This window comes from Streptomyces sp. HUAS TT7 (assembly GCF_051550175.1).
In the GTDB taxonomy this organism is placed as follows: domain Bacteria; phylum Actinomycetota; class Actinomycetes; order Streptomycetales; family Streptomycetaceae; genus Streptomyces.
This window is the reverse complement of record NZ_CP196175.1, coordinates 5,148,793-5,175,726: the sequence shown is the minus strand read 5'-3', so window position 1 is coordinate 5,175,726 and position 26,934 is coordinate 5,148,793. Positions and strand designations below refer to the sequence as shown.

The following is a 26,934-nucleotide window of genomic DNA, read 5'->3' as shown; positions in this document are numbered from 1 at the left end:
GACCGGGCGTCACTCCACGAACAGCCCCCGCGCGGCCGCCTTCGCGTCGAACTCCTCCAGGCGGGCCTGTGCGTCCGGCAGGTCGTCGCACATGGCTTCCAGGAGGACCCGGCCGAGCAGCATCGGCGCGCACGCCGTGTCGAAGGCGAGGCCGGTGCCCACGGCCGCCGGGATCAGCAGGTCGCTGTACTTGGCGACCGGCGCGAACGCCGAGTCGGCGACCGTGACCACGGTGAGCCCGACGGACTGCGCGTAGGCCAGCGCCTCCACGACCTCCTTGGGGTGGCGCGGCAGCGCGAAGCACAGCAGTGCCGAGGCCCCGGCCCGCAGCGCCGCGTCGATCCGGTCGGCCAGCATGGTGCCGCCCTCGTCGAGCAGGCGGACGTCGGGGTGGACCTTGGCCGCGAAGTAGGCGAAACCGCGGGCCTGCGAGGAGGCCGCGCGCAGACCGAGCACCGGCAGCGGCCGGGAGGCGGCGAGCAGCCGGCCGGCGTCCTCGACCGGGCGCGGATCGGCGAGCAGGCCGGCCAGGTGCTGGAGGTTCTCGATCTCGGCGAGGACGGCCTGCTGGTACTCGTTGTACGAGGTCTCGGCCTCCTCGCCGGTCACGGCAGGGGCGACCTCGCGCAGGTGGCGGCGGAGCGCCGGGTAGCCGTCGAAGCCGAGGGCGACCGCGAACCGGGTCACCGACGGCTGGCTGACCCCTGCGAGTTCGGCGAGCTCGACGCTGGACAGGAAGGGCACGTCGGGGGCGCGGCGCACCATGCAGTGTGCGATGCGCCGCTGGGTCGGGGTCAGCCTGCGCCCCTCGAAGAGCTGTTGCAGCCGTGCGGCAGGGCCCTCGCTCATGCCGTCCCCCTTCATGCGTACAGGTCCTTGAACCGGTCGAGCAGTGCGGCCGCCCGGTCGACGTCCGTGGTCAGCGGCCGATCGGTGACATCCTCGTCGAGCGCGGACCCGGCGAGCGCGAACGCCCGCCCGACCGGAAGTTCCGGGTCCGGGCGCAGGTCGCGCTGGCGCAACGCCCGTACCGCCGCGACGAGTTCGCACCCCACCACCAGCCGCAGCGCCCCGCCCAGCCGCAGCGTCTGGCGGGCCGCGAGCGAGGCGAAGCCGGCCTGCTCCTCGACGCCCCGAGAGAGTACAGCGTGGCCGAGGGAGGCCGGGGCGGCGAAGGCCCGCAGATCGCCGAGGGCGGCGCCGGCCGCGTACTCCAGGATCATCACGCCCGACGAGGCGGGCTCGGCGTCCGCCAGGAACGGCTTCAGACGGGTGTAGGCGGGCTCGTTGAGGGCGGACAGGCGCGAGGTGGACAGGCGGGCGACCTGGGTGACGGCGAGCCTGAAGTGGTCGAGCGCCAGGGCGAGTTGAGCCAGGTAGAAGCCGCCGTGATGGTAGGCCGCGAGGTCGTCGGGCGAGATCAGCGGGTTCTCCGCGGCCGCGTTGATCTCGATCGCGAGGACCCGCTCAAGGGCGTCGGCGGCGTCGTGCGCGGGCCCGTGGATCTGCGGCAGACAGCGGAATCCGTACGGGTCCTGGATGCGGCCGAGCGGCGGGGTGGGCCGCTCGGGGGCGCCGAGCAGCCGGCGCATGCGGGCGGCGGTGGCGTACGAGCCGGGGTGCGGGCGGGCCGCGTGCACGGGCTCCGCGTACGCCTTGTAGGAGCCGTCGACGGCGAGCAGCGAGAAGGCGCCCACGATTTCGGTGGCCGCGACCAGGCGGCGCAGCTCGTCGAGGGCCAGTGCGGACTGGCCCAGCGTCAGGGCGTTGGAACTGATCAGGGCGAGCGCGTCGTTGTTGTCGAGGGGCTGCGCCCCGGGCTCGGGGCCGCCCTGCCAGGGGTGTTCCCCGGCGAGCGCGAGGCCGACCTGGGCCAGGGCGGCGATGTCGCCGGTGCCGACCGAGCCGAACTCGTTGACCACCGGCTGCGCCCCGGCCTCCAGTGCCTCGCACAGCGCGGTGACGACGGCGGGGCGAAGACCGGCGCCGCCCGCGAGCAGCTGGTTGGCCCGCACCGCGAGCATCGCGCGGACCTCGCGGGCGGGCAGCGGGGCGCCGATCGCCCCGGCGTGGCTGCGCAGCAGGCGAAGCCCGTGGCCTGCGGCGGCGGTGGGCACGGGCTCGCTGCGGTTGGCGCCGACGCCGGTGGAGCGGCCGTACACCCGCCCGGACGCGGCGAGTTCGCGCGCGGTGTGCCAGGCGTGCTCGACGCGCCGCATCGCCTCGGCGCCGGGCACGGGGCGCGCGGCTCCGTCGGCGAGCCGGACGACGTCGGCGACGGGCAGCGTCTCGCCGTCGAGCACGACGATCCCCGTCGGCGAATCCTGCGAGGCGTCCACGACGTGGGACGACAACATGCGCGAACACCACCATTTCCGGACGCGGCGTCAAGGACCCGGACCCGGGCCATTGACAAGTTATTCAGACACCCAGAACTCTGCATGACGATATACAGCCGGGCAAGCCTTCACCGCCTCCTCGTCGCGAAGGAGCACCGCATGACCGCATCCCCCGAACCCCCTGGACCGGGCGCCTCCCTCGTCGAGCGCCGCTCCATCGACGTCGTCCCGGACGACGAGCGCCACGGCAGCGCCTTCAGTCAGTTCACCCTGTGGCTCGGCGCCAACCTCCAGATCACCGCCGTCGTGACCGGCGCCCTCGCGGTGGTCTTCGGCGGCGGCGCGTTCTGGTCGCTGATCGGTCTCGCCGCCGGCAACCTGCTCGGCGGCGCCGTGATGGCCCTGCACTCGGCGCAGGGCCCGCGCCTGGGGCTGCCGCAGATGATCTCCTCGCGGGCCCAGTTCGGCGTGCGCGGGGCGGCGGTGCCGCTGCTCCTGGTGATCGTGATGTACGTCGGCTTCTTCGCCAGCGGCAGCGTGCTCGCGGGCCAGGCGACCGGCGAGCTCACCCACCTCGGCGAGACCCCCGGCATCGTCGTCTTCGCCCTGGTCACCGCCGCGACGGCGACGATCGGCTACCGGGTGATCCACGCGCTGGGCCGGGTGGCGAGCGTGATCTGCGCGCTGGTGTTCGTCTACCTGGGCATACGGCTGCTCGACAGGATCGACCTGACGGCGGTCCTGCACGACCGCGCCTTCCACCTCCCGATGTTCCTGCTCGCGGTCTCGCTCTCCGCGTCCTGGCAGCTCGCCTTCGGCCCGTACGTCGCCGACTACTCGCGCTATCTGCCCCGCACGACCAGCACCCGCGCCACGTTCTGGTGGACGCTCGCGGGCTCGGCGCTCGGGTCCCAGTGTTCGATGACGTTCGGCGTCCTGGTGGCCGCCACCGCGGGCGACGCCTTCCTCGCCAACCAGGTCGGCTACGTCGTCGGGCTCGGCGGCACCGGCCTGATCGCCTCGTTCCTGTACTTCACGATCGCGCTGGGCAAGCTCACGATCAACGTGCTGAACACCTACGGCGGGTTCATGTCGATGGTGACCGGCGTCAGCGGCTTCCGCGCCCAGAAGACCATCGGGCCGCGCGCCCGCGCCCTCTACATCGGCGGCATCATGCTGGCCGGCACGGCGGTGGCGCTCGCGGGCAAGGACTCGTTCCTGACCTCGTTCAAGGACTTCCTGCTCTTCCTGCTGACCTTCTTCACCCCGTGGTCGGCGATCAACCTGGTCGACTACTACCTGATCTCCCGCGAGCGCTACGACATCCCGGCCCTCTTCGACCCCCGCGGCCGCTACGGCGCCTGGCGCTGGGACGCACTGTCGGTGTACGTGATCGGGGTGCTCGCCCAGCTCCCGTTCCTGGCCACGAGCTTCTGCACGGGCCCGCTGGTCGAGCGGCTCGGCGGCGCCGACGTCTCGTGGATCGTGGGGCTCGCCGTCCCGGCGGCGCTCTTCTTCGTGCTGGCACGAGGAAGAAATACGGGGGGTACCCCCCGTGTGGAAACGGCCTCGGCTCCGTACCGTGAAGTGCATGGATGCCCGTGACACCGAGCCCAGGCCCAGTCTCCTGAAGGACGCCGAGCTCAAGAAGGAACTCGACGCCACCCTGCACGCCCGCAGGGACCTCGGCCCCGAGTACGAGTCCGCGCTCGTCGACGCCTTCCTGGAGAAGGTCGAGCAGCGGGTCGACGGCTCGGTGGACCGGCGGGTGCGGCGGCAGCTGGCGGAGCAGCAGATGGTCGTGGCCCGCGGCGGCCGCCCGGACCGGGGCGGTCCTGAGAACAACTTCGGCGAGCGCTTCGGCTTCGCCATGATCTCGCTGATCCTCGCGATACCGCTCTCCGCGATCGGCGCGGTCAACGCCGGCTTCAAGGGCCTGGTGGTGACCTGGCTCGGCATCGTCGCCGTGAACGCCGTGCACGCGGCGCACCGCTGGCCGTGGCAGCACATCCGCCGGTCCCGCGAGGACGACTGAGCCACAACTGCCGTACAGGAATGGCGAGTCGGGTCCTCGTCGGCATCGGAAACCAGGGTGATCGCCGGCCCCGGAAAAGGTGATCGCGGGGACCGCCGCACCCCCGGTCGCCCGGGGGGCGGGACGACGGCGGTCCCCGCGAGGGACACGGTCCCGGGTCAGGGCCGGTCTCCGCGTCCTGGGCGTACGGGGGAAAGTCCGGGAGCCGCTCCGGAGGTTCCTCGACGCCGCTGGTGGCGTCGGCCGGGGCCCCTGCCCGGGTTCCCCTGCCGACATCCACCACTGTGCACGAGCCGTGTTAAGCGGGTGCTGCGCGCACATGTCGCGCTCGTACCGGTTGCGCGACTTCGGCTGCTTCGCCGACTCCCGCCTCCCGCGCGGAAGTCGGGGCAGCCCCCTGACTACTGCGGGGTGCGGGCCAGGAAGGCCAGCAGGTCCTGGCGGCTGACCACACCGGTCGGCTTGCCCTCGACGATCACGATCGCCGCGTCGGCCTTGCCGAGCACGGACATCAGGTCGCCGACCGGCTCGCCCGAGCCGACCTGCGGGAGCGGCGCGCTCATGTGCTTCTCCAGCGCGTCGTCGAGCGAGGCGCGCTGGGTGAACAGGGCGTCGAGCAGCTCGCGTTCGACGACCGAGCCGATGACCTCGGCGGCCATCACATCGGGGTGACCCGCGCCCGGCTTCACGATGGGCATCTGCGAGACGCCGTACTCGCGGAGCACCTCGATGGCCTCGCCGACCGTCTCCTCGGGGTGCATGTGCACCAGCGAGGGCAGGTGGCCGGCCTCCTTGAAGCCGAGCACGTCGGAGACGCGCGCCGAGGGACCGGCCTCCTCCAGGAAGCCGTAGTCCGCCATCCACTCGTCGTTGAAGATCTTCGACAGATAGCCGCGGCCGGAGTCCGGCAGGAGCACGACCACCACGTCGTCGGGGCCGAGGCCCTCGGCGACCTTGAGCGCGGCCACGACGGCCATGCCGCAGGAGCCGCCGACCAGGAGGCCCTCCTCCTTGGCCAGGCGCCGGGTCATCTGGAAGGAGTCCTTGTCGGACACCGCGACGATCTCGTCGGTGACCGTCTGGTCGTAAGCGGTCGGCCAGAAGTCCTCGCCGACGCCCTCCACCAGGTACGGACGCCCGGAGCCGCCGCTGTAGACGGAGCCCTCCGGGTCCGCGCCGACGATCCGCACCCTGCCGTCGCTGGCCTCCTTGAGGTAGCGGCCGGTGCCGGAGATGGTGCCGCCGGTGCCGACGCCCGCGACGAAGTGGGTGATCTTCCCCTCCGTCTGCTCCCACAGCTCGGGACCGGTGGTCTCGTAGTGCGAACGGGGGTTGTTCGGGTTGCTGTACTGGTCCGGCTTCCAGGCTCCCGGCGTCTCGCGCACCAGGCGGTCCGAGACGTTGTAGTACGAGTCCGGGTGCTCCGGGTCGACCGCCGTCGGGCAGACCACGACCTCGGCGCCGTACGCCCGCAGCACGTTGATCTTGTCCGTGGAGACCTTGTCAGGGCAGACGAAGATGCACTTGTAGCCCTTCTGCTGGGCCACGATGGCCAGGCCCACGCCCGTGTTGCCGCTGGTCGGCTCCACGATCGTGCCGCCGGGCTTGAGCGCGCCGGACTGCTCGGCCGCCTCGATCATGCGGACGGCGATCCGGTCCTTCACCGAGCCGCCCGGGTTGAAGTACTCGACCTTGGCCAGGACTGTCGCCTGAATGCCCTGGGTCACACTGTTGAGCCTCACCAGCGGGGTGTTGCCTACGAGGCTGATCATCGAGTCGTGGAATCGCACCGTTGTCTCCGGGTCTCCGATTAGGTACCGCCAGCGTATGCGGACCACGACGGGGTGTTCACCTTTGCGCTGGATTGAGCCACACCCGCTACCGGGCAGTTAGCTGTTGTACGACGGCAAGCTCCAGGGAGGTGGCGGTGGCCGGGACTCTGTCGAGGGCCAGGGTGGCACGGCGGATCGCGACGGGCGCGGCGTTCGGCGGCGGCGGCATCGGGCTGCTCGCCGGGGCCGCGGTCGGCGTCGTCCTGGCCGAGGTGGCGCTCGCGAAACGCTCCGTGGGCGGCGGCTCCCCGCAGGCCCCGAACGCGGACGGGCTGTACGGAACGGCCTTCGCCGACGGTACGCAGCCGCTCAGGCTCGGCATGCTGGGCGACTCCACGGCGGCCGGCCAGGGCGTGCGAAGAGCGGGCCAGACCCCGGCCGCGCTGCTCGCCTCGGGGCTCGCGGCGGTCGCCGAGCGCATGGTGACGCTGCGGAACGTGGCACTGCCCGGGGCCCGCTCGGACGACCTCGAACGCCAGGTGTCCCTGCTGCTCGACGACCCCGCCCGCGTCCCCGACGTCTGCGTGATCATGATCGGCGCGAACGACGTCACCACCCGGATGGCGCCCACGACCTCGGTCCGCTATCTCTCCACCGCCGTACGCCGGCTGCGTACCGCCGGGGCCGAAGTGGTCGTCGGGACCTGCCCCGACCTCGGCACCATCGAGCCCGTCTACCAGCCGCTGCGCTGGCTGGCCCGCCGTGTCTCGCGCCAGCTCGCCGCCGCGCAGACGATCGTGGTAGTGGAGCAGGGCGGCCGCACGGTGTCGCTCGGCCATCTGCTCGGCCCGGAGTTCGCGGCGAACCCCCGGGAGCTGTTCGGGCCCGACAACTACCACCCCTCGGCCGAGGGGTACGCGACCGCCGCGATGGCGGTGCTGCCCACGCTGTGCGCCGCGCTCGGCCTGTGGCCCGAGTCCGACCACCCCGACGCCTCGCGCGACGAGGACATCCTGCCGGTGGCGAAGGCGGCCTCGGCCGCGGCGGCCCAGGCGGGTACGGAGGTCACGGCGGCCCGCGCGCCCTGGGCCCTGCTCAAGCACCGGCGTCGGCGGCGGCTTCCGGCCCCGGTGGAGCCGACCCGCAACGGCTCGCACACGAGTCGGTGACGAAGGGAGGCCCCGGGGTGCCCTGGGGCCCTGGGGCCCTGGGCAACGCGTCAGCCCGTCACCGGGCAAGCCTCCTGGCCGTCACCGAGCAGGCCTCCGGGCAGCCACTGAGCAACCGCTTAGAAAAGAGTCCCGCATCACACGCCGCCCCGGATGACCAATCCAGTACGTGCGGGTAACTTCCCAGGGAGTCCTGCCTTCCCATCCCCTGGAGCCGTGATGCCCGAAGCCGTGATCGTCTCGACCGCCCGCTCCCCCATCGGCCGCGCCTTCAAGGGGTCGCTCAAGGACCTCCGCCCCGACGACCTCACGGCCACGATCATCCAGGCCGCCCTCGCCAAGGTCCCCGGGCTGGACCCGCGCGACATCGACGACCTGATGCTCGGCTGCGGCCTCCCCGGCGGCGAGCAGGGCCACAACCTGGGCCGCATCGTGTCCGTGCAGATGGGCATGGACCACCTGCCGGGCTGCACCATCACCCGGTACTGCTCGTCCTCGCTCCAGACCTCCCGGATGGCGCTGCACGCCATCAAGGCGGGCGAGGGCGACGTGTTCATCTCGGCCGGTGTCGAGATGGTGTCCCGCTCGGTCAAGGGCAGCAGCGACGGCCTGCCCGACACCCACAACCCGTTCTTCGCCGACGCCGAGGCGCGCACCGCCGCCGTCGCGCAGTCGGAGGGCGCGGCCTGGCACGACCCGCGCGAGGACGGCCTCGTCCCGGACGCGTACATCGCGATGGGCCAGACCGCCGAGAACCTCGCCCGCCTCAAGGGCATCTCGCGCCAGGAGATGGACGAGTTCGGCGTGCGCTCGCAGAACCTCGCCGAGGAAGCCATCAAGAACGGCTTCTGGGAGCGCGAGATCACCCCGGTCACGACGCCGGACGGCACCGTGGTCAGCAAGGACGACGGCCCGCGCGCGGGCGTCACCGTCGAGGGCGTGCAGGGCCTCAAGCCCGTCTTCCGTCCGGACGGACTCGTCACCGCCGGCAACTGCTGCCCGCTGAACGACGGCGCCGCGGCCCTCGTGATCATGAGCGACACCAAGGCGCGCGAGCTCGGCCTGACCCCGCTGGCCCGCATCGTCTCCACCGGCGTCACCGGCCTGTCGCCCGAGATCATGGGCCTGGGCCCGGTCGAGGCGTCCCGCCAGGCGCTGAAGCGCGCCGGGCTCACCGTCGACGACATCGACCTCTTCGAGATCAACGAGGCCTTCGCCGCCCAGGTGATCCCGTCCTACCAGGACCTCGGCATCCCGCTGGACAAGCTGAACGTCAACGGCGGCGCCATCGCGGTCGGCCACCCCTTCGGCATGACGGGTGCCCGCATCACCGGCACGCTGATCAACAGCCTCCAGTTCCACGACAAGCAGTTCGGTCTGGAGACCATGTGCGTCGGCGGCGGCCAGGGCATGGCCATGGTCATCGAGCGCCTCAGCTAAGGCCTCGGCCAAAACCTCGGCCGAGGTCTCGGCCGAAAGAGGTCCCGGGCGGCCGGAGCACTGCGTTGACGCATGGTCGACGCAGTGTTGACGCTCCGGCCGCCACAGATTGAACGCACAGGGCGACCCTCGGCCCCCTGACCTGGGCTCCCGCGTCCCACAGGACACTCACAGCCAATCGTTCCGCGTCCTAACCGTGACCGAATCTCCCCCAGGATGTGACGTATCTCCCGCGGGAAGAGCATTTCCCCAGGTCAGTGAGGGTGCGGCCGTAAACCCCAGGCCCAAAGACCTGTCCATTTCGTGACGTAATGCACTGACACCGGGCGCGGGCTCACGACAAGCTGATGTAGGAAGTCGGGGAATCGTTTGAATCCGGGAGTAAGTCAGTGAGCGCCATGCCTCTTGCCCTGCTGCTGACCACGGCCGCTGCCACGGCCGTGGGCGCCGCTGCCCTGCACGCCGCCCACGGGCTGCGCAAGCAGGTCGTGGCGCTGCGCGAAGACCTGGCAGCCGCCCGTGCCGAACACCGCGCCGACCGCAGCGTCTCCCTGCCCCAGCAGGCCCGCGCCGACGCGACCCCGGCCGCCGAAATACGTGCCGCCGTCGCCGAGGCCCTCGCCGAGGAGCGGGAGCGCGAGCTGGCCGAGGCGCGTGCCTTCTGGGCCGCCCAGGAGGCCAGGGACGCGGCCGACGCGCCCTCGCCGATGCCGGGCGGGCTCGCGGGCCTCGGTGAGGACGCCGCGTTCTTCCTGCCCCGCCAGGCGGACTTCGTGGGCCTGGAGGCCGAGGCCCTGGAGATGGCCGAGGCGCTGGAGACCGCGGAGGAGTTCCCCGATGACTCCCCCGAGCTGGCCGCCGCCCGCCGCCGCCACCCCTCGCACCCCGACTTCGTACCGGTCCAGACGCCCGTCGTCGCCGACCACGAGGCCACGGTCTCCCGCCTGGAGGAGCTCGCCGAGTCCCGTACCGCGCTCGCGGACGTACGCCCCGGACCGCTCGGCACGCTCGACGTGTACGTCTTCGCCGACGGCACCACGCTCTGCATGACCCCGGGCCACCGCGAGACCGCGGAGCGCCTCGCGGGCGCCCTGCGTGACGGCGACGCGCCGGTGCTGCTCGGCGGCTCCGGAGTGTCCGGCGCGTACGCGCTGACCTTCTCGTGCGGCGAGGAGAGCATCTACATCCTCGCGGACCGGGTCATCGCCTCGCACTGACCCTCCCCAGGAGGCGGGGCCTAACCGAGGGCCCGCTCCCTGGCGGCTTCCACCAGCTTCACGGCCCCGTCCGGCTCCCCGCCGGGCGGGGTCTTCGCCGTCTGGAGCGCCTGCGCCAAATCCCTTCCGGCGACCGTGACTTGGTCCGCGACGGCGAACACGCCGGCGTCCGGCATGATCCGCGGCTCGCGCCCGGGATCCTCGACGCGCTGGGCGCGGACGGCCAACTCCCGGGCGAGCGCGAGCCCTTCGGCCGCCGCCCCGCGCCGCAGCCGGCTCTCGGGAGCGGCACGCAGCCGGTCGGCGAAGCGGTCCACGGCCAAGATCAACGGGTTCACATCGAGCACGCCGCGACCCTACGCGCCTCTCCCGCACTGTTGCCAATACGCGAACCCTCAGGCACGGTGCAGTGAAGGACCAGTAAGCGCAATGCCTCCGGAGGCGCCGATGTCCCAAGTCTTCTCCGAAGAGACCCATCGCAACCTGCTCTCCCGCATCCCCCATTGCACCGGTCGTGAAGTGTCCGACTGGCTCCGCACCGTCGAGGAAGGCCCCTCCCTCTTCCGTTTCGAGGAGAAGGTCAGCTGGCTCCGGAGCGAGCACGATCTCGCCTATGGGCACGCCAAGGCGATCATCCATGAGTACGACCTGAGGCGGGCCGCGCGCCGCCTGCTCTAGCTCCGGGAGGATATGTTCCGCCGCCGAGACGATCCACTCGGCTTCCAGGCTTCCCGAGGGGAAGCGCACCGCTCCTTCGCCCCGCCGACGACCGGTCGACGGGGCGAAGTGCTGCCCGGACGCGCACGGCACCACGCGCGCCTTCAGTAGGTGAACTCCCCATCCCTGCAAGGGCTTTCACCGCTTTACCTCTTGACGCTCCGGACGACGGGGAGCACAGTGACCGCGCAGCCCGTCGCTGAGAGCGCTCTCAGAGCGCTCTCTTTCCGAGAGAGGCACCCCCCACATGCGCCCGACGTCCCACAGACGCAGCCCTGCCAGGCGAGCCGTGATCGCCGTGCTCTCCACCCTCGGCCTCGCCGCGGCATCCGCCGCGCTGGCCGCCCTGCCCGCCGACGCCTCCGCCCCGCCGCCCCCGGCGGGCTGGTCCACCGTGTTCACCGACGACTTCGACGGCCCGGCCGGGTCCGGCGTGAACACCGCGAACTGGCAGTACACGACCGGCACCGGCTACCCCGGCGGCCCCGCCAACTTCGGCACCGGCGAGGTAGAGACCATGACCTCGTCCACCAGCAACGTCTCGCTCGACGGCGCCGGGAACCTGCGCATCACCCCGCAGCGCGACGCCGCGGGCCATTGGACGTCCGGCCGCATCGAGACCAGACGCTCCGACTTCCAGCCCCCGGCCGGCGGCAGGCTCCGCGTCGAGGCGCGCCTGCAAATGCCGGACGTGACCGGCCCCGCCGCCAAGGGCTACTGGCCGGCCTTCTGGGCCCTGGGCGCACCCTTCCGCGGCAACTGGTGGAACTGGCCCGGCATCGGTGAGCTCGACGTCATGGAGAACGTCCAGGGCCTCAACAACAACTGGTCCACCATGCACTGCGGCACCAGCCCCGGCGGCCCCTGCAACGAGACCACCGGCATCGGCGGCCAGAAGGCCTGCGACGGCACGACCTGCCAGGGCGGCTTCCACACGTACGCCGTCGAATGGGACCGCTCGGGCCCCATCGAGCAGATGCGCTTCTCCCTGGACGGCGTCAACTTCCACACCGTGAACCAGAACCAGGTGGACGCGACAACCTGGGCGAATGCCACGAACCACGGCTATTTCGTCATCCTGAACGTCGCCATGGGCGGCGGCTTCCCCGACGCGTTCGGCGGCGGCCCCGACGCGGGCACCCAGCCGGGCCACTCCCTGGTCGTCGACTACGTCACCGTGCAGCAGTCGGCGGGCTCCGGCTCCACCACGCCGCCCGCCGGAGGCCGGGACGCGTACGGCACCGTCCAGGCCGAGTCGTACGACCAGCAGTCCGGCCTGACGAAGGAGACCACCACCGACAGCGGCGGCGGCCAGGACCTCGGCTCGGCCGCGAACGGCGACTGGGCGCTCTACAAGGGTGTGAACTTCGGTACGACGGCGGCCAGACAGTTCTCCGCGAGGGTGGCCAGCGGGGCGGCGGGCGGGGTCAGCGGCCTGGTGGAGGTACGCCTCGACAGCCCGGCCGCCACACCCGTGGGCAGCTTCGCCGTGGCCAACACGGGGGGCTGGCAGAGCTGGCGTACGGTGCCGGCGAATATCAGCGGGGTGACGGGCACGCATGACGTGTATGTGACCTTCAGCAGCGGTCAGCCCGCGGACTTCGTCAACGTGAACTGGTTCACCTTCGGCCACTGAAGAGGCCCAGCAGGATGCGCTGGGGCTCCGCCCCAGACCCCGTTCGCGCCTGAAGGGCGCTCGTCCTCAAACTCCCCCAAGGCCTTAAGGGCCAAGGGCCCCATAACGGGCTGGGTATGCCTGTACCCGGTGCTGCCAGGGGCGCGGGGCTGTGACATTTGCGGCTCCGCCGCGCGGGCGCGACCAGCCACCCACGGCCCGCAGCCGAACCCACCCACCCCCGGAGGGTCTCGGGAAGGGGCGGGGTGGGGAAAGCAAAAGGCGAGGGGCCCCGTCCCGGGGCGATGCCCGGGGCGGGGCCCCTCGTGGTGTTCCGCGGCGCAGGCGTCAGTCGTTGCCCTGCAGGATGGAGATCAGCCGCAGCGCCTCCAGGTAGATCCACACCAGCGTCATGGTGAGACCGAAGGCCGCCAGCCAGGACTCCTCGCGCGGAGCGCCGTACGTGATCCCGTCCTCGACCTGCTTGAAGTCGATGGCCAGGAAGCACGCGCCGAGCACGATCCCGATGATCCCGAAGAGGATGCCGAGGCCACCGCTGCGGAAGCCGAGACCGTCACCCCCGCCGATCGCCGAGAACAGCAGGTTGACCAGCATCAACAGCATGAAGCCGATGGCCGCGGCCATGACGAAGCCGGTGAAGCGGCGGTTGACCCGGATCAGCCGGGTCTTGTACGCGATGAGCACACCGGCGAAAACCGCCATCGTGCCGAGCACCGCCTGCGGGACCGCGCCCGCCGACACGTGCGTCGTGACGGCCGAGCTGATCACGCCGAGGAAGACGCCCTCGAAGGCCGCGTACCCGAGGATCAGCGCCGGCGTCGGCCTGCGCTTGAAGGACTGCACCATGGCGAGGACGAACGCGATCAGCGCGGCGCCGAACGCGATGCCGTACGACTTGCCGATGTTCGCCGCGTCGACCGGCAGCGCCAGCCACGCCACGACCGCACCGGCGACGACCGTGCCGAGCGTCATCGCGGTACGCGTGACCACATCGTCGATCGTCATCACACCGGAGCGGGCCGGCGCCTGCGGGGCGCCGTACTGCGTGTCCTGCTGGGCGTACGGATTCGTCGCGTACGGGTTCGTGGGCGCCTGCGCGTACGGGTTGCCCCCGGCCTGCGGCTGCTGCGCGGTGTTGAAACCGGCGTAGCCGTTGTCGCGGCTGAAGCCCCGTCGCGAGAAGACCGGGTTGCTGCTCCTCATCTCACTCCTCCATGGCCACCGTGCGCGGCCTTGTCGTCAAGAGTAATGGGCTCGCAAAGAAACCGACGTAATGCCTAGGGAGGATCTTCACGCGTGAAGGAGAGGGGTGCAAGGGTCCGACGACCCGACGCGCGGGAAGCCGGAACCTGCATGAGTGCCCGGAGCCGGACTCGAACCGGCACGGCCCGAAGGCCAGCGAGGTTTAAGCTCGCCGTGTCTGCGTTCCACCATCCGGGCAAGGGCGCGCGGCTCCGCGTTTCGCGGGACGAGCCTAGCCCGACGCATCCCCCGAACAGCGGAACAACCACCCGATGTTGTCTTATTTTATTGACGCCTGAGGGTGTGTCAGCACAGCTCGGGCGGTGTTGGCACATGCCGGAGGCGGTTGGCAGGGGCGTCCGGGGTGCCCGAAATACGGGTCCGGAATGACGGAAAGTCGATGCCCGGTTCGGCCTCTCACCCGACGCTGGCACAGCTCGCCGGAGCGCGGCTGGAGCGGTGGCGGAGCCCGCCTCGGCCCCGCGCGCTTCTCAGGGGTGCCGTCATACCTCAGGAGGACGGAGGGGGTTCTTCCGTCCGACTCAAGAGGGCCAGTGAACGGGCACAGGGACTGACGATCCGGCGCCGCACGGCCGCGAGGATGGAGAAGTCCCCGAAAGCCGTTCGACAGGAGTACCTCCGTGACCACCATCCCCACCGCACACCGCGCGACCGCGGTGGCTGCCCGCGCCATCGAGCTGTCGAAGGTCTACGGCACGGGCGAGACCCAGGTGGTCGCCCTGGACCAGGTCACGGTCGACTTCCGGCAGGGCGAGTTCACCGCGATCATGGGCCCGTCGGGCTCCGGCAAGTCCACCCTGATGCACTGCGTCGCCGGCCTCGACTCCTTCAGCTCCGGCTCCGTCCGCATCGGCGAGACCGAGCTCGGCTCGCTCAAGGACAAGCAGCTCACGCAGCTGCGCCGCGACAAGATCGGCTTCATCTTCCAGGCGTTCAACCTGCTGCCCACGCTGACCGCCCTGGAGAACATCACGCTCCCCATGGACATCGCGGGCCGCAAGCCCAACAAGCAGTGGCTCGACCAGGTCATCGCCATGGTCGGCCTCTCCGACCGGCTCGGCCACCGCCCCACCCAGCTCTCCGGCGGCCAGCAGCAGCGCGTCGCCGTCGCCCGCGCGCTCGCCTCCCAGCCGGAGATCATCTTCGGTGACGAGCCGACCGGAAACCTGGACTCGCGCTCCGGCGCCGAGGTCCTCGGCTTCCTGCGCAACTCGGTGCGCGAGCTCGGGCAGACCGTCGTCATGGTGACCCACGACCCCGTCGCCGCGTCCTACGCGGACCGGGTCATATTCCTCGCCGACGGGCGGATCGTCGACGAGATGCTCCGGCCCAGCGCGGACGGGGTGCTCGACCGGATGAAGGCCTTCGATGCGAAGGGCCGCACCAGCTGACCCCGAGCCGCTGGGGGCTTTGCCCCCAGGCCCCCCAGCCCCTTGTCGCCGGGCCCCTGCGCCCTCGCCCGGCACCGCTGGGGGCTCCGCCCCCAGACCCCCGCTCCTCAAACGCCGGAGGGGCTAGTTTTCCGGCGTCCGGAGTTGGAGGGGCTGGCCGCCCGATGCTTGCCGACCGGCCCTCGATCACCCAGGACTGAGAAGAAACCCATGTTCCGTACCGCCCTGCGCAACGTGCTCGCGCACAAGGCCCGGCTGTTGATGACGGTGCTTGCCGTCATGCTCGGCGTCGCCTTCGTCTCCGGCACGCTCGTCTTCACCGACACTCTCGGCAACGCCTTCCGCAACCAGTCGTCCAAGAGCTACGACAAGGTGGCCGTCGCCGTCACCTCGTACGGCAGCCGTGACGACGCCGAGCGGGAGCCCGGTGTCAGCAAGCAGACCCTGCAGAAGATCGAGAAGCTCGACGGGGTCGCCTCGGCCACCGGCCGGGTGGACGGCTTCGCCGGTGTGGCCGGCACCGACGGCAAGCTGATCGGCCAGGGCTGGGCCAACAAGGGCGGCAACTTCGCCCCCGGCAAGGACGGCAAGGACCCGGCGTACACCTTCGCGCAGGGCTCGGGCCCGGTGAAGGACGACCAGATCGCCCTCGACAAGGACACCGCCGACAAGGGCAAGTACGCGGTCGGCGACACCGTACGGGTCGCCACCAACGGGCCGGTCAAGCAGTACAAGCTCACCGGCGTCTTCACCACCGAGGACGGCGCGGTCAACGCGGGCGGCAGCCTCGTCCTGTTCGACACCGCCGTCGCGCAGCAGCTCTACCTCAAGCCGGGCTACTTCCAGAACGTGAGCGTGGCCGCCACCCCCGGCGCCGACGCCCAGAAGATCCTCACCGAGGTCAAGCCGCTGCTCCCCAAGGACGCGAACGCCAAGACCGGCCAGGAGCTCGCCGACCAGGAGGCCAAGGACATCGAGCAGGGCCTCAGCGGCCTCAACCAGACACTCCTCGCCTTCGCCGCGATCGCGCTGTTCGTCGGCATCTTCCTGATCTCCAACACCTTCACCATGCTGGTCGCCCAGCGCACCCGTGAGCTCGCCCTGATGCGTGCCGTCGGCGCCTCGCGCGGCCAGGTCCGCCGCTCGGTGCTCGCCGAGGCACTCGTGGTCGGCACCATCGCCTCCGCCATCGGCTTCGCGCTCGGTCTCGGCCTCGCGACCGGGCTGCGGTCCGCGATGGGCGCCTTCGGCGCCAAGCTGCCGGACGGCCCGCTGATCGTCTCGGCGACCCCCGTGATCGCCGCCCTCGCCGTCGGCGTCTTCGTCACCCTGATCGCCGCCCTGCTGCCCGCCTGGCGCGCAGCCAAGATCCCGCCGGTCGCCGCCATGAACAGCGTGCACGGCGTGGCCACCACCAAGTCCCTGGTCGTACGGAACTCCATCGGCGGCGTGATCACCCTCGCCGGTGCGGGCGCGGTCATGGCCGGTGCCGCCGCCGGCAAGGACGGCAAGATGCTCATCAGCCTCGGCGCCTTCCTCGCCCTGGTCGGCATCATCATCCTGATCCCGCTCCTGTCCCGCCCGATCATCGCCCTCGTACGCCCCGCGCTCAGCAAGGTGTTCGGCGTCTCCGGCAAGCTCGCCAGCCAGAACGCGGTGCGCAACCCGCGCCGCACCGGCGCCACCGCCTCCGCGCTCGCCATCGGCCTCACCCTGGTCACCGGCCTGTCCGTGCTCGGCGTCACGCTCGGCACCGCCATCGACAAGATGACGACCGACAACATCAAGGCCGACTACATGGTCCAGATGGCGGCCAACGGCTCCGGCCTCGACAAGGACGTCCTGTCCGCGCTGCGCAAGGCCCCGGGCGTCACGGCGGTCTCCCCCAAGGAGTCCTCGTACCTCCAGCTCGACGGCCACGACCAGTCGGTGGCCGGCGTCACCCCCGGCGACATCGAAAAGGTCATCAACGTCGAGCCGGTGTCCGGCTCGCTGGCCACCCTCGGCCAGGGCCAGATAGCCGTCGACGACAAGACCGCCGCCAAGCACAACTGGAAGCCCGGCTCCAAGGTCGCCGTCGAGTTCGCGGACAAGAAGAAGGGCCAGCTCACGATCGGGGCGACGTACAAGGAGAACGAGTTCCTGGACCCGGTGCTCGCCCCGACCTCCGTGCTCGACCCGCACGAGACCAAGCCCTACATCCCGCAGATCTTCGTCAAGACGGACGGCGGCGCCACCAGCGCCAACGAGAAGGCCCTGGTCAGCGCGCTCGGTGACAACCCGGCGATCAGCATCATGGACCAGCAGGACATCCGCAACGAGTTCGGCGGCATGATCAACACGCTGCTCAACATCATGTACGGCCTGCTCGCGATGGCCCTGATCATCGCCGTCCTCGGTGTCGTCAACACCCTCGCGATGTCGGTGTTCGAGCGTCAGCAGGAGATCGGCATGCTGCGGGCGATCGGCCTGGACCGCCGCAAGGTCAAGCGCATGATCCGCCTGGAAGCCATCGTCATCTCGATGTTCGGCGCGGTGATCGGCATCGGCCTCGGCTCCTTCCTCGCCTGGGCCATCGGCCAGACCATCAAGAAGTCCATCCCGAACTACGCGCTGGTCATCCCGTGGGACCGGATCGGCATCTTCCTGCTGCTCGCCGGCCTGGTGGGCGTGCTCGCCGCCATGTGGCCGGCCCGCAGCGCCGCGAAGCTCAACATGCTGACCGCCATCAAGACCGAGTAGATCGTCAACTGCCGGTAGATTTACGGGAGTTGAAGGGGCCCGGGAGTTTTTGCTCCCGGGCCCCTTCGCCGTCATGTCACAGGCCGCTCAGTTCCACGTGCGGGCCCTCAGCGGCATTCCCGAGGTGCCGCTCACCGGAGTCTTCACCGCGAGGATCTGGTTGACGCCGATCCGGTTGCGCTCGAAGGAGATCGCCGAGGCGGCCATGTAGAGCCGCCAGATCCTGGCCCGGCCGGGGCTCGTGCACCGCACGGCGCGGGCCCAGTCGGACTCCAGGTTCGCCACCCAGTGACGCAGCGTCAGGGCGTAGTGCTCCCTTATCGGTTCGACGTCGCGGGCCTCGAACCCGGCCTCCTCCAGGGTGGCCAGGGTGCGGCCGACCGGGGCGAGCTCGCCGTCGGGGAAGACGTACTTGTCGATGAACTCGTCCACCCGGTACGCCGATTCGTCCCGCTCGGGGCGCCGGGCGATCTGGTGGTTGAGCAGCCGCCCGCCGTCCTTGAGCAGCGCGTACAGGATGTCGGCGTACTCCGCGTACCGCACCGAGCCGACGTGCTCGGCCATGCCGATGGAGGAGATCGCGTCGAACGGGCCGTCCTTGACGTCGCGGTAGTCCTGGACGCGGATCTCTATCCGGTCGGTGAGCCCCTCCTCGGCGATCCGCTTGCGGGCGAACGCGGCCTGTTCGCGCGACAGCGTGATGCCGACGACGTGGGCCCCGTACTCGCGGGCCGCGTGGATGGCCATGGAGCCCCAGCCGCAGCCGACGTCGAGCAGCCGGTCACCCTCCTTCAGGGCCAACTTGCGGCAGATCAGGTCGAGTTTGTCGCGCTGGGCGTCTTCGAGGGTGGCCTCGGGGCTCTCCCAGTAGGCGCACGAGTAGACCATCGACGGGCCGAGCACCAGCCCGTAGAAGTCGTTGCCGACGTCGTAGTGGTGGCTGATCGCCTCTTTGTCGCGGCGCTTGGTGTGCAGCGGGCCGGTACGGCGGCGCATCTCCTCGGCGGGCGGGGCCGGCGGGGGCAGCGCGCCGCCCAGCTTCACCAGGGCCTTGGCGGCGGCCCGCAGCCTCGGGTCGCGCACCGGGTGGAGGGTGTCCTTGGGCTCGCCGCCGCGCTCCCAGATCAGCCCCGCCAGCAGGCCGAGCGCCGCGTACAGGTCGCCCTCGACGTCGATCTCGCCCGCCACCCAGGCGCGGGCCAGGCCCAGTTCGCCCGGCTTCCACAGCAGCCGGCGCAGCGCGCGCCGGTGGCGTACGACGAGAACCGGAGCACCGGGCGGGCCCGCCTCACTGCCGTCCCACGCCCGGATTCGTACCGGGAGGGCCTCCCCCAGCAATTCCTCGGCAAGAGCGGTCAGCCGCAGCGCCGCGTCGGCCATGGTGCACACCTCCGTACCTCGCAGAAATGTCTCAGCACCCCGGTCAACAGTGCCCGGGCACGGAGCAATCCCGCTAGCACGCAGGGGAGTGACAGGATGTCTGCATACACCATCTTCCTGGCCGGAAACCGATCATGAACGGGATCGCGCAGGGCCGGGTACGCCGAAGGGGCCGTCCGCACCACGGATGGCGGACGGCCCCTTCGGGGTAACGCTGCTGAGGCTAGGAGGCCTTGGCCTTCGCGCCGGCCTTGTCCTCGGCCTTGGCCGCGGGGGCCGGGGCGGGCTTGGCCGCCTCGTAGAACTCCTCGCGCGGGGTCTCCATCGCACCGAGGGAGACGACCTCGCGCTTGAGGAACATCGCGAGCGTCCAGTCGGCGAAGACACGGATCTTGCGGTTCCAGGTCGGCACGGCCAGACCGTGGTAGCCACGGTGCATGTACCAGGCGAGACGGCCCTTGAGCTTGATCTTCATCTTGCCCATGACGATCATCGCGACGCCCTTGTGGAGGCCGAGGCCTGCCACCGCACCCTTGTTGGAGTGCGAGTACTCCTTCTGCGGGAAGCCCCGCATGCCGGAGACCACGTTGTCACCGAGGACCTTGGCCTGACGCAGCGCGTGCTGGGCGTTCGGCGGGCACCAGGCGCGCTCGGCCGGGACGCCAGCCTTGATCGCGGCGAGGTCCGGGACCTGGGCGTTGTCGCCCGCGGCCCAGATGTAGTCGGTGCCGGTGACCTGGAGGGTCGGCTGGGCGTCCACGTGGCCGCGCGGGCCGAGCGGGAGGCCGAAGCGGGACAGCGCCGGGTTGGGCTTGACGCCGGCGGTCCACACGATGGTGTTGGAGTCGACCTCCAGACCGTTCTTCAGCACGACGTGGCCGTCCACGCAGGAGTCCATGGAGGTCGAGAGGTAGATCTCGATGCCACGGCCCTCAAGGTGCTCCTTGCCCCAGGTGCCGAGCTGCGGGCCGACCTCGGGAAGGATCTTGTCGGCGGCGTCGACCAGGATGAAGCGCATGTCCTCGCGCTTGACGTTGGTGTAGTACTTGGCCGCGTCGCGGGCCATGTCCTCCACCTCGCCGATGGTCTCCGCGCCGGCGAAGCCGCCGCCCACGAAGACGAAGGTCAGCGCCTTGCGGCGGACGTCCTCGTCGGTGGTGGAGTCGGCCTTGTCGAGCTGCTCCAGAACGTGGTTGCGCAGGCCGATGGCCTCTTCCACGCCCTTCATGCCGATGCCCTGCTCGGCGAGACCGGGGATCGGGAAGGTGCGGGAGACCGCACCCATCGCGATGACCAGGTAGTCGAAGGGCAGCTCGTAGGCCTCGCCGACGAGCGGCGCGACCGTGGCGACCTTGCGGTCCTGGTCGATGCTGGTGACCCGGCCGGTGAGCACCTCGGCTCCGCGCACGACGCGTCGCAGCGGGACGACGACGTGACGCGGCGAGATGCTGCCTGCGGCGGCTTCGGGGAGGAAGGGCTGGTACGTCATGTACGAGCGCGGGTCGACGACCGTGACGGTCGCTTCCGCGTAACGCATCTTCTTCAGAATGCGTCGCGCTGCGTACAGGCCTACGTACCCGCCACCTACTACGAGGATCCTGGGACGCTCCGTGGTGCTCATGCCATCGAGTATCCACCCGCCGATGGGCCCCCGCTCGTGCGCCCCTTCACAAGGTCTGACAGGGGCTCTGCTACACTGCGCGGCCCACGTGACCGAGGTCATGGCGCGATGAGGGAACCACCGTATAGGGGAGAACGTTGTTCACCCCTCCTGAACTGGCCTGCACGGCCCCGGGCCCGCTGGACCACTGCCGTAGGAAACGCAGGCGTAACACGGCAACCACCGTCTGGAATGCGCGCGGAAGGGGCCCCTGAGCCTCGGAAAGCGGTCTTGGCACCACAAACCTCGGCCCGGGAGCCCCAATTCCTTGTGAAGAACTTCACGAACTTTCTCGCGCGGCCGGGCCCAACGGCCCTCCCGGGACCGCGATCAGGCGACCGACCAGGCGATTCCGTCCAGAATGTCGTGCTCGCTGACCACGACCTCACGGGCCCCGGTCCGCTCCATGACGGCGAGCAGCACCAGCGCACCGGCCGCGATGACGTCGATCCGGCCCGGGTGCAGCACGGGGATGCGGGTGCGCTCCTCGTGGGTGGAGGCGAGCAGGCGCTCGGTGACCGCGGCGACCTCGTCGTGAGAGATACGTGAATGATGGATGGCTGCCGAGTCGTACGCGGTGAGGCCGAGCGCGATCGCGGCGACGGTGGTGACCGAGCCCGCGAGGCCGACCAGGGTGCGCGGCTCGCGCAGCGGCACGGTCTGCTCGGCGAGGTCGAGGGCGGCCTCGATGTCGGCGCGGATCGCGGCGATCTGTTCGGGCGTGGCCGGGTCGCCGGGGTGGTGGCGCTCGGTCATCCGCACACAGCCGATGTCGACCGAGCGGGCGGCCTCCACGGTCCGCGAGCCGACCACGAACTCGGTGGAGCCGCCGCCGATGTCGACGACCAGGTAGTCGCCCGTCCGTCGCCCGCCACCACCCTTCCAAGGAAGGGGCTCCGCCCCCTCTTTATCGGCGTGCAGTTCCTTGGTGGCGCCGGTGAAGGAAAACTCGGCCTCCTGGTCGCCGGAGATCACCTCGGGCTCGACGCCCAGGATGTCGAGGACGCCGCGTACGAAGTCGTCCCGGTTCTCGGCGTCGCGCGAGGCGGAGGTCGCGACGAACCGGATGCGCTCGGCGCCCAGCTCCTTGATCACCGCGGCGTACTCGCGGCACGCCGCGAACGTCCGCTCCAGGGCCTCGGGGGCGAGCCGCCCGGTGCGGTCGACGCCCTGGCCGAGCCGGACGATCGTCATGCGCCGGTCCAGATCGGTGATCTCCCCGGTGGCCGGGTCGGCGTCCGCGACCAGCAGGCGGATCGAGTTCGTACCGCAGTCGATCGCGGCGACGCGCGTCACTTGGTGTCCTCCCCGCCGCACGGCGTCACGCACGGGCCCTTGGCCCACCACTCGGGCAGCATGGCGATCGCCTCGTCGCCGAGCGGGTTCACACCCGGGCCCGCGGCCAGCGAGTGGCCGACGAGCACGTGCAGGCACTTGACCCGGTCCGGCATGCCGCCCGCGCTCGGGAAGCCCTCCAGGACCTCGATGGCGTCGCGGCGCGCGATGTAGTCCTCGTGCGCGGCGCGGTAGGCGGCGGCGAGCTCCGGGTCGCTCGCGAGGCGCTCCGTCATCTCCTTCATGACGCCGTTCGCCTCCAGGGTGCCGATCGCGGAGGCCGCGCGCGGGCACGTCAGGTAGTACGTCGTCGGGAAGGGCGTGCCGTCCTCCAGGCGCGGGGCCGTCTCGACGACGTCCGGGTTGCCGCAGGGGCAGCGGTGCGCGATCGCGCGCAGCCCGCGCGGCGGGCGGCCCAGCTGCTGCTTGAAGGCGGCGATGTCCGCGTCGGTGGGCTCGGTGCGTTCGGTCTGGGGCGGGGGCGTTTCCATGCCTGGGTCAGTCTCTATCGCTAGCAGGTGGTCAGTTGGCGGGGCGGTCGGCGTTGTCGACGCCGTCCCAGAGGTTGTAGTGCCAGGCGCGGCTGGTCGCGGCCTTGTCCTCGTGGTGCTTGTTCGCCGCGCCCGGGTCGACGACGGTGAAGCTGGTCTCCCCCGGGAACTGCATGTGCAGATGCTCGCGGGCCAGTTTCTCGATGTACGCGTCGTCCTGGAGGCGTGCCTTCTCGTCGCGCAGCTTCTCGACCGCCTTCTGGGCCTCGACGGCCCTGCGCTTCTGGTCTGAGATGTCGGCGCGCTGCGAGACGTACTGCCGCATCGGGTAGGCGAGCGCCACGATCAGCGAGCAGAGGACCAGGGCGAGCAGCGCCGCCCGGCCGGTGAGCCGGGAGCGGCGGGCCTGCCGTTTGGTCTGCGATCGGTAGACGCGGGCAGCGGTCTGCTCGCCGAGCACCTTGAGCCGGGCCGCGGTGGAGAACCGGTCACGGTCCGCGGTCTTGGCGTTCTTGCCCATCGCTCTCCCGCCTCCCCTTACACACGTACGTCCCCGGACACGGTACGGGACCGCGGCCGGGGACGTACGTACGACTGGCTAGGGCTTTAGCCCATCAAATGTCAGCCCTTGAAACGCGGGAAGGCGGAGCGGCCCGCGTAGACCGCGGCGTCGTCGAGGATCTCCTCGATGCGCAGCAGCTGGTTGTACTTGGCGACGCGGTCCGAGCGGGCCGGGGCGCCGGTCTTGATCTGGCCGCAGTTCACCGCGACGGCGAGGTCGGCGATGGTGACGTCCTCGGTCTCGCCGGAGCGGTGGGACATCATGCACTTGAAGCCGTTGCGTTGGGCCATCTCGACGGCGTCCAGGGTCTCGGTCAGCGAACCGATCTGGTTGACCTTGACGAGCAGGGCGTTGGCGGAGCCCTCCTCGATGCCGCGCGAGAGACGCTCGGGGTTGGTGACGAACAGGTCGTCGCCGACGATCTGGACCTTGGAGCCGAGGCGCGAGGTGATGGTGTTCCAGCCGGCCCAGTCGTCCTCGAACAGCGGGTCCTCGATGGAGACCAGCGGGTACGCGGAGACGAGCTCCTCGTAGTACTCGGTCATCTCGGCGGCCGAGCGGGACTTGCCCTCGAACTCGTACTTGCCGTCCTTGTAGAACTCGGACGCGGCGACGTCGAGCGCGAGCGCGATGTCCTTGCCCGGGGCGTAGCCGGCTTCCTTGATGGCCTCGAGGATGAGGTCCAGGGCGGCGCGGTTGGACTCCAGGTTCGGCGCGAAGCCGCCCTCGTCGCCGAGGCCGGTGGACAGGCCCTTGCGCTTCAGGACGCCCTTGAGCGTGTGGTAGACCTCGGCACCCCAGCGAAGGGCCTCGGAGAAGGACTCCGCGCCGATCGGGGCGATCATGAACTCCTGGATGTCGACGTTGGAGTCGGCGTGCGACCCACCGTTGAGGATGTTCATCATCGGGACGGGCAGCAGGTGCGCGTTCGGGCCGCCCAGGTAGCGGAACAGCGGCAGGTCGCTGGCCTCGGAGGCGGCGTGCGCGACGGCGAGGGAGACGCCGAGGATGGCGTTGGCGCCGAGCGAGCCCTTGTTGTCCGTGGCATCCAGGTCGAACATGGCCTGGTCGATCAGGCGCTGCTCGGTGGCGTCGTAGCCGACGAGCTCCGGGCCGATCTGCTCGATGACGGCGAGGACGGCCTTCTCGACACCCTTGCCGCCGTAGCGGTTCGGGTCACCGTCACGAAGCTCGATGGCCTCGAAGGCACCGGTGGAGGCGCCGGACGGAACTGCAGCACGACCGGTGCTGCCGTCGTCGAGGCCGACCTCGACCTCGACCGTGGGGTTGCCTCGGGAGTCCAGGATTTCCCGGGCTACGACGACGTCGATGGACGGCACGAGCATCTCCTTCTGGGATGTGACGCTAGATGTGACGCAAGCAGTGCAAGGTCGTGCGGGGTCGCGTTCGCCTTGCGACAAGAGCCTAACCGGCTCTGGAGCTCCGGCCAGCCGAGTGCCCGCCTCCTGGGACGAAAAAGGGCCCAAAGGCCCTGATTCCGGGCAAAGGACCACAACACTACTGCCGGGTAACAGCGAAAACCCCGGCCCGGCGCGTACGGGGGAATGCGCGCCGGGCCGGGGCGATCTGGGGGCGGGTCGGTCTCAGCCGAGGTGCAGCTTCTGGCCCGGGAAGATCAGGTTCGCGTCCTTGACGATGTCCTTGTTCAGCTCGAACAGCTTCTGCCAGCCGCCCTTGACTCCGTTGGCGGCGGCGATGCCGCCGAGGGTGTCGCCGGACTTGACGGTGTATTCGCCGTTGCCCTGCTTGACCGGCTCGGTGCGCTGCTCGTCGCGGGCGGCCGGCGCGGACTCGGTGCGCTCGGACTTCTTCGCCTTCGGCTGCGGCTGGGCCTGCTGCTTCGGCTTCGAGGACTCCGAAGACTTCGAGGACTTCGGCTTCGAGGACGAACCGGAGGTGTCCACGTCGGCCTTGCTGCCGCCGGACGTCAGGTTGCCGGCGCTCGCGCAGCCCCAGGCACCCGGGCCCTGCATCGCGAGCAGCTTCTCGGCGGTGGCTATCTGCTGGCCCTTGGTGGCGAGGTCGGCGCGCGAGGCGTACTGGGTGCCGCCGGCGGCGGCCCAGGAGGACTGCGAGAACTGCAGGCCGCCGTAGTAGCCGTTGCCGGTGTTGATGGACCAGTTGCCGCCGGACTCGCACTGGGCGACGGCGTCCCAGGTCTGGACGGATGCGGCGGAGGCGTTGCCCGCCGCCATCAGCGGGGCGGCCACGGCGGCGCCGGTGACACCGGCCAGCGTGGCGACACGGACGGCCTTGGACGGGCGACGGTGCTTGCCCTTGCCGGAAAGCAGCATGGAGGTTCTCCTCACCGACGCCTGCGAGGTGAGCTGTCGGGTTCGGGCGTGAGCTGCCCGGCCGAGCGTCGATGCGCCCGTCTTCACCCCAAGCCGTTGCGGCAGTTACGTGAACTGCCGGGCCCGGCACTTACCTTGGGTCCCCCGCTCCTGCCTACGGCGCATAAGCGTCGGCTGTTCCCGTCGGCCGACGGCAGGATTCGGCGTGCTCGGTCGACGGGGCTCGTGGTGACGAGCGAGTCCGACGAAAACACACGCCCCGCCAATGTTCAAAGACGCACATCGGGGAGAAATCCCCCCTACTTGCCGCCACAGAAGGGGCGTTTCCGCAGGTGAGGGGCGGGGCGGACGGACCGGGCAGACGGGACACGCCAGTTGAGGCGAAGAGACCCATGTCTCACTTGCACGAACCGGACATAGGGCTGCGAACTAACCCTGCTTCGGCGCCGACTTCGGGTTCGCCACAGCCGCTGCCGCATCCTTCAGGTCCAGGCTCTGGCCAGGCAGGATGAGGTTGGGGTCGGTGCCGATCAGCTTCTCGTTGGCGTGGTACAGCGCGGGCCAGCCGCCCTGGATCTTGTTCGCCTCGGCGATGGCCGACAGATTGTCGCCGGGGCGGACGGTGTAGTCGCCGTTCGCGGCAGGGGCGTTACCGGACTCACGTGAGGCATCGTCACCTCGCGAGGCGTGCCGTCCGGAATCGCGGCTATCGGGGGAGTTGCCCGAATTGTTCGAACCACTCGTACCGGCCGGCGTGCCCGGGTCGGCCTGACCGGTCGTCGGGGCGGACGGGGACGTACCGCCCGGCGCCGTGCCCGCGCTCTCCTCCGGCGAGGGCGCCCCGCGGTGCTTGCCGGGGCTCGCCGGGGTGGACGCGGACGGCGTCGGGGACTTGGCCGGGTCGCTCGGCTTCGTGGCACCCGGGGCCGGCGTGGCGGGCGTGGAGCCGCTCGGCGTCGGCGTGGCGTCGGGCGCCTTGGTCGCCGGGGCGGTGGGGATCGCCGGGGCGGTGGGGGTCGCGGGAGCGGGCGTGGGCGTCCCGGTCGACGTGTCGGGCGCGCCCGGGTCGACGTCCGCCGAGCCGCCACCCTTGGTGAGCCCGGCGCCGGTGCCGCAGTTCGCGAAGGCCCCCGGCCCCTTGGCCGCGAGCACCCGCTCGGCGACGGCTATCTGTTGGGCGCGGCTGGCGAGGTCGGCGCGCTGCGCGTAGTCCGTGCCGCCGTACGCCTCCCAGGTGGCCTGCGAGAACTGGAGCCCGCCGTACAGGCCGTTGCCGAAGTCGGCACTCCACATTCCGCCGGACTCGCAGGCGGCCACCTGGTTCCAGGTGGTCGCGTCCGCGGCGTTCGCGCCGGTCGCGGCGAGTAGGGGAAGCGCGATGGCCGATCCGGTCACTCCTGCCGCGACGACGAGAGCGGGTGCCTGGCGAGGTCGACGATGCCGTCCATTCCCGGAGCGCATGGATAAGGC

General features: G+C 70.7%; 22 protein-coding genes, 1 tRNA gene and 1 riboswitch. Of the genes, 9 read left to right on the top strand and 14 right to left on the bottom strand.

All coding sequences use genetic code 11. The features are described 5' to 3' along the window. Nucleotides 1–9: 9 nt before the first annotated feature. Nucleotides 10–849 carry a MurR/RpiR family transcriptional regulator gene (locus ACSHXC_RS23415; protein WP_438293482.1) on the bottom strand — a complete coding sequence of 280 codons (840 nt, stop codon included), beginning with the start codon at nt 847–849 and terminating at the stop codon, nt 10–12. Nucleotides 850–860: 11 nt separating this feature from the next. Next, entirely contained in the window at nt 861–2,357 is a 1,497-nt protein-coding gene (locus tag ACSHXC_RS23410) for an aromatic amino acid ammonia-lyase (protein WP_438293481.1), read from the bottom strand. Between the two features lie 141 nt (nt 2,358–2,498). On the opposite strand from ACSHXC_RS23410, the gene ACSHXC_RS23405 reads away from it, so the two are divergent. After that, nucleotides 2,499–3,944 carry a purine-cytosine permease family protein gene (locus tag ACSHXC_RS23405; protein ID WP_438293480.1) on the top strand — a complete coding sequence of 482 codons (1,446 nt, stop codon included), beginning with the start codon at nt 2,499–2,501 and terminating at the stop codon, nt 3,942–3,944. Further along, nucleotides 3,931–4,374, top strand: coding sequence for a hypothetical protein (locus ACSHXC_RS23400; RefSeq protein ID WP_438293479.1), 444 nt, complete (start codon nt 3,931–3,933; stop codon nt 4,372–4,374). Before ACSHXC_RS23405 ends, ACSHXC_RS23400 begins: the two co-directional genes overlap by 14 nt. A 401-nt stretch (nt 4,375–4,775) precedes the next feature. On the opposite strand, the gene ACSHXC_RS23395 is transcribed toward ACSHXC_RS23400, so the two are convergent. Further along, nucleotides 4,776–6,164 carry a cystathionine beta-synthase gene (locus ACSHXC_RS23395; protein ID WP_438293478.1) on the bottom strand — a complete coding sequence of 463 codons (1,389 nt, stop codon included), beginning with the start codon at nt 6,162–6,164 and terminating at the stop codon, nt 4,776–4,778. Between the two features lie 164 nt (nt 6,165–6,328). On the opposite strand from ACSHXC_RS23395, the gene ACSHXC_RS23390 reads away from it, so the two are divergent. The 3 genes from ACSHXC_RS23390 (at nt 6,329) to ACSHXC_RS23380 (ending at nt 9,972) form a co-directional block, all read left to right on the top strand. Continuing rightward, nucleotides 6,329–7,315 carry an SGNH/GDSL hydrolase family protein gene (locus ACSHXC_RS23390; RefSeq protein WP_438296768.1) on the top strand — a complete coding sequence of 329 codons (987 nt, stop codon included), beginning with the start codon at nt 6,329–6,331 and terminating at the stop codon, nt 7,313–7,315. A 219-nt stretch (nt 7,316–7,534) separates the two neighbouring features. After that, nucleotides 7,535–8,755: an acetyl-CoA C-acetyltransferase gene (locus ACSHXC_RS23385; protein WP_438293477.1), complete on the top strand. Its 1,221-nt coding sequence runs from the start codon at nt 7,535–7,537 to the stop codon at nt 8,753–8,755. A 398-nt stretch (nt 8,756–9,153) separates the two neighbouring features. Then, the gene (locus tag ACSHXC_RS23380) at nt 9,154–9,972 is read left to right on the top strand and encodes a hypothetical protein (protein ID WP_438296766.1); all 819 of its coding nucleotides are present in this window, start codon (nt 9,154–9,156) and stop codon (nt 9,970–9,972) included. Between the two features lie 20 nt (nt 9,973–9,992). Here ACSHXC_RS23380 and ACSHXC_RS23375 read toward each other — a convergent pair whose 3' ends face one another. Continuing rightward, a complete protein-coding gene (locus tag ACSHXC_RS23375) occupies nt 9,993–10,319 on the bottom strand; it encodes a hypothetical protein (protein ID WP_438293476.1) in 327 nt (108 codons plus the stop codon). A 100-nt stretch (nt 10,320–10,419) separates the two neighbouring features. On the opposite strand from ACSHXC_RS23375, the gene ACSHXC_RS23370 reads away from it, so the two are divergent. Both ACSHXC_RS23370 and ACSHXC_RS23365 read left to right on the top strand, forming a co-directional pair. After that, nucleotides 10,420–10,650, top strand: coding sequence for a DUF4287 domain-containing protein (locus ACSHXC_RS23370; RefSeq protein WP_053725101.1), 231 nt, complete (start codon nt 10,420–10,422; stop codon nt 10,648–10,650). A gap of 286 nt (nt 10,651–10,936) precedes the next feature. Beyond that, nucleotides 10,937–12,325: a glycoside hydrolase family 16 protein gene (locus ACSHXC_RS23365; protein ID WP_438293475.1), complete on the top strand. Its 1,389-nt coding sequence runs from the start codon at nt 10,937–10,939 to the stop codon at nt 12,323–12,325. A gap of 327 nt (nt 12,326–12,652) precedes the next feature. Here the strand turns inward: ACSHXC_RS23365 and ACSHXC_RS23360 are convergent, their stop codons facing one another. Further along, nucleotides 12,653–13,528: a Bax inhibitor-1/YccA family protein gene (locus ACSHXC_RS23360; RefSeq protein ID WP_438293474.1), complete on the bottom strand. Its 876-nt coding sequence runs from the start codon at nt 13,526–13,528 to the stop codon at nt 12,653–12,655. A 155-nt stretch (nt 13,529–13,683) separates the two neighbouring features. Continuing rightward, nucleotides 13,684–13,765, bottom strand: a tRNA-Leu gene (locus ACSHXC_RS23355). A gap of 443 nt (nt 13,766–14,208) precedes the next feature. Here ACSHXC_RS23355 and ACSHXC_RS23350 point away from each other — a divergent pair. After that, nucleotides 14,209–14,979: an ABC transporter ATP-binding protein gene (locus ACSHXC_RS23350; RefSeq protein ID WP_189961493.1), complete on the top strand. Its 771-nt coding sequence runs from the start codon at nt 14,209–14,211 to the stop codon at nt 14,977–14,979. 210 nt (nt 14,980–15,189) lie between these two features. Then, a complete protein-coding gene (locus ACSHXC_RS23345; RefSeq protein ID WP_438293472.1) occupies nt 15,190–17,721 on the top strand; it encodes an ABC transporter permease in 2,532 nt (843 codons plus the stop codon). An 87-nt stretch (nt 17,722–17,808) separates the two neighbouring features. On the opposite strand, the gene ACSHXC_RS23340 is transcribed toward ACSHXC_RS23345, so the two are convergent. The 8 genes from ACSHXC_RS23340 to ACSHXC_RS23305 form a co-directional block, all read right to left on the bottom strand. Then, nucleotides 17,809–19,101, bottom strand: a complete 1,293-nt coding sequence (locus tag ACSHXC_RS23340) for a class I SAM-dependent methyltransferase (RefSeq protein ID WP_438293471.1) — start codon at nt 19,099–19,101, stop codon at nt 17,809–17,811. Nucleotides 19,102–19,324: 223 nt separating this feature from the next. Then, on the bottom strand, nt 19,325–20,722 hold the full coding sequence (locus tag ACSHXC_RS23335; RefSeq protein ID WP_438293470.1) for an NAD(P)/FAD-dependent oxidoreductase: 1,398 nt from the start codon (nt 20,720–20,722) through the stop codon (nt 19,325–19,327). A gap of 369 nt (nt 20,723–21,091) precedes the next feature. After that, a complete protein-coding gene (locus ACSHXC_RS23330) occupies nt 21,092–22,057 on the bottom strand; it encodes a Ppx/GppA phosphatase family protein (RefSeq protein ID WP_438293469.1) in 966 nt (321 codons plus the stop codon). Beyond that, nucleotides 22,054–22,587: a DUF501 domain-containing protein gene (locus ACSHXC_RS23325; RefSeq protein ID WP_438293468.1), complete on the bottom strand. Its 534-nt coding sequence runs from the start codon at nt 22,585–22,587 to the stop codon at nt 22,054–22,056. Before ACSHXC_RS23325 ends, ACSHXC_RS23330 begins: the two co-directional genes overlap by 4 nt. A 31-nt stretch (nt 22,588–22,618) precedes the next feature. Beyond that, nucleotides 22,619–23,107: an FtsB family cell division protein gene (locus tag ACSHXC_RS23320; RefSeq protein ID WP_438293467.1), complete on the bottom strand. Its 489-nt coding sequence runs from the start codon at nt 23,105–23,107 to the stop codon at nt 22,619–22,621. A 101-nt stretch (nt 23,108–23,208) separates the two neighbouring features. Beyond that, nucleotides 23,209–24,495, bottom strand: a complete 1,287-nt coding sequence (eno, locus tag ACSHXC_RS23315; protein ID WP_189961500.1) for a phosphopyruvate hydratase — start codon at nt 24,493–24,495, stop codon at nt 23,209–23,211. A gap of 258 nt (nt 24,496–24,753) precedes the next feature. Continuing rightward, a complete protein-coding gene (locus tag ACSHXC_RS23310; RefSeq protein WP_438293466.1) occupies nt 24,754–25,464 on the bottom strand; it encodes a transglycosylase family protein in 711 nt (236 codons plus the stop codon). A gap of 3 nt (nt 25,465–25,467) precedes the next feature. Then, nucleotides 25,468–25,636: riboswitch (cyclic di-AMP (ydaO/yuaA leader) on the bottom strand. 257 nt (nt 25,637–25,893) lie between these two features. After that, the gene (locus ACSHXC_RS23305; RefSeq protein WP_438293465.1) at nt 25,894–26,925 is read right to left on the bottom strand and encodes a transglycosylase family protein; all 1,032 of its coding nucleotides are present in this window, start codon (nt 26,923–26,925) and stop codon (nt 25,894–25,896) included. Nucleotides 26,926–26,934 lie beyond the last annotated feature (9 nt).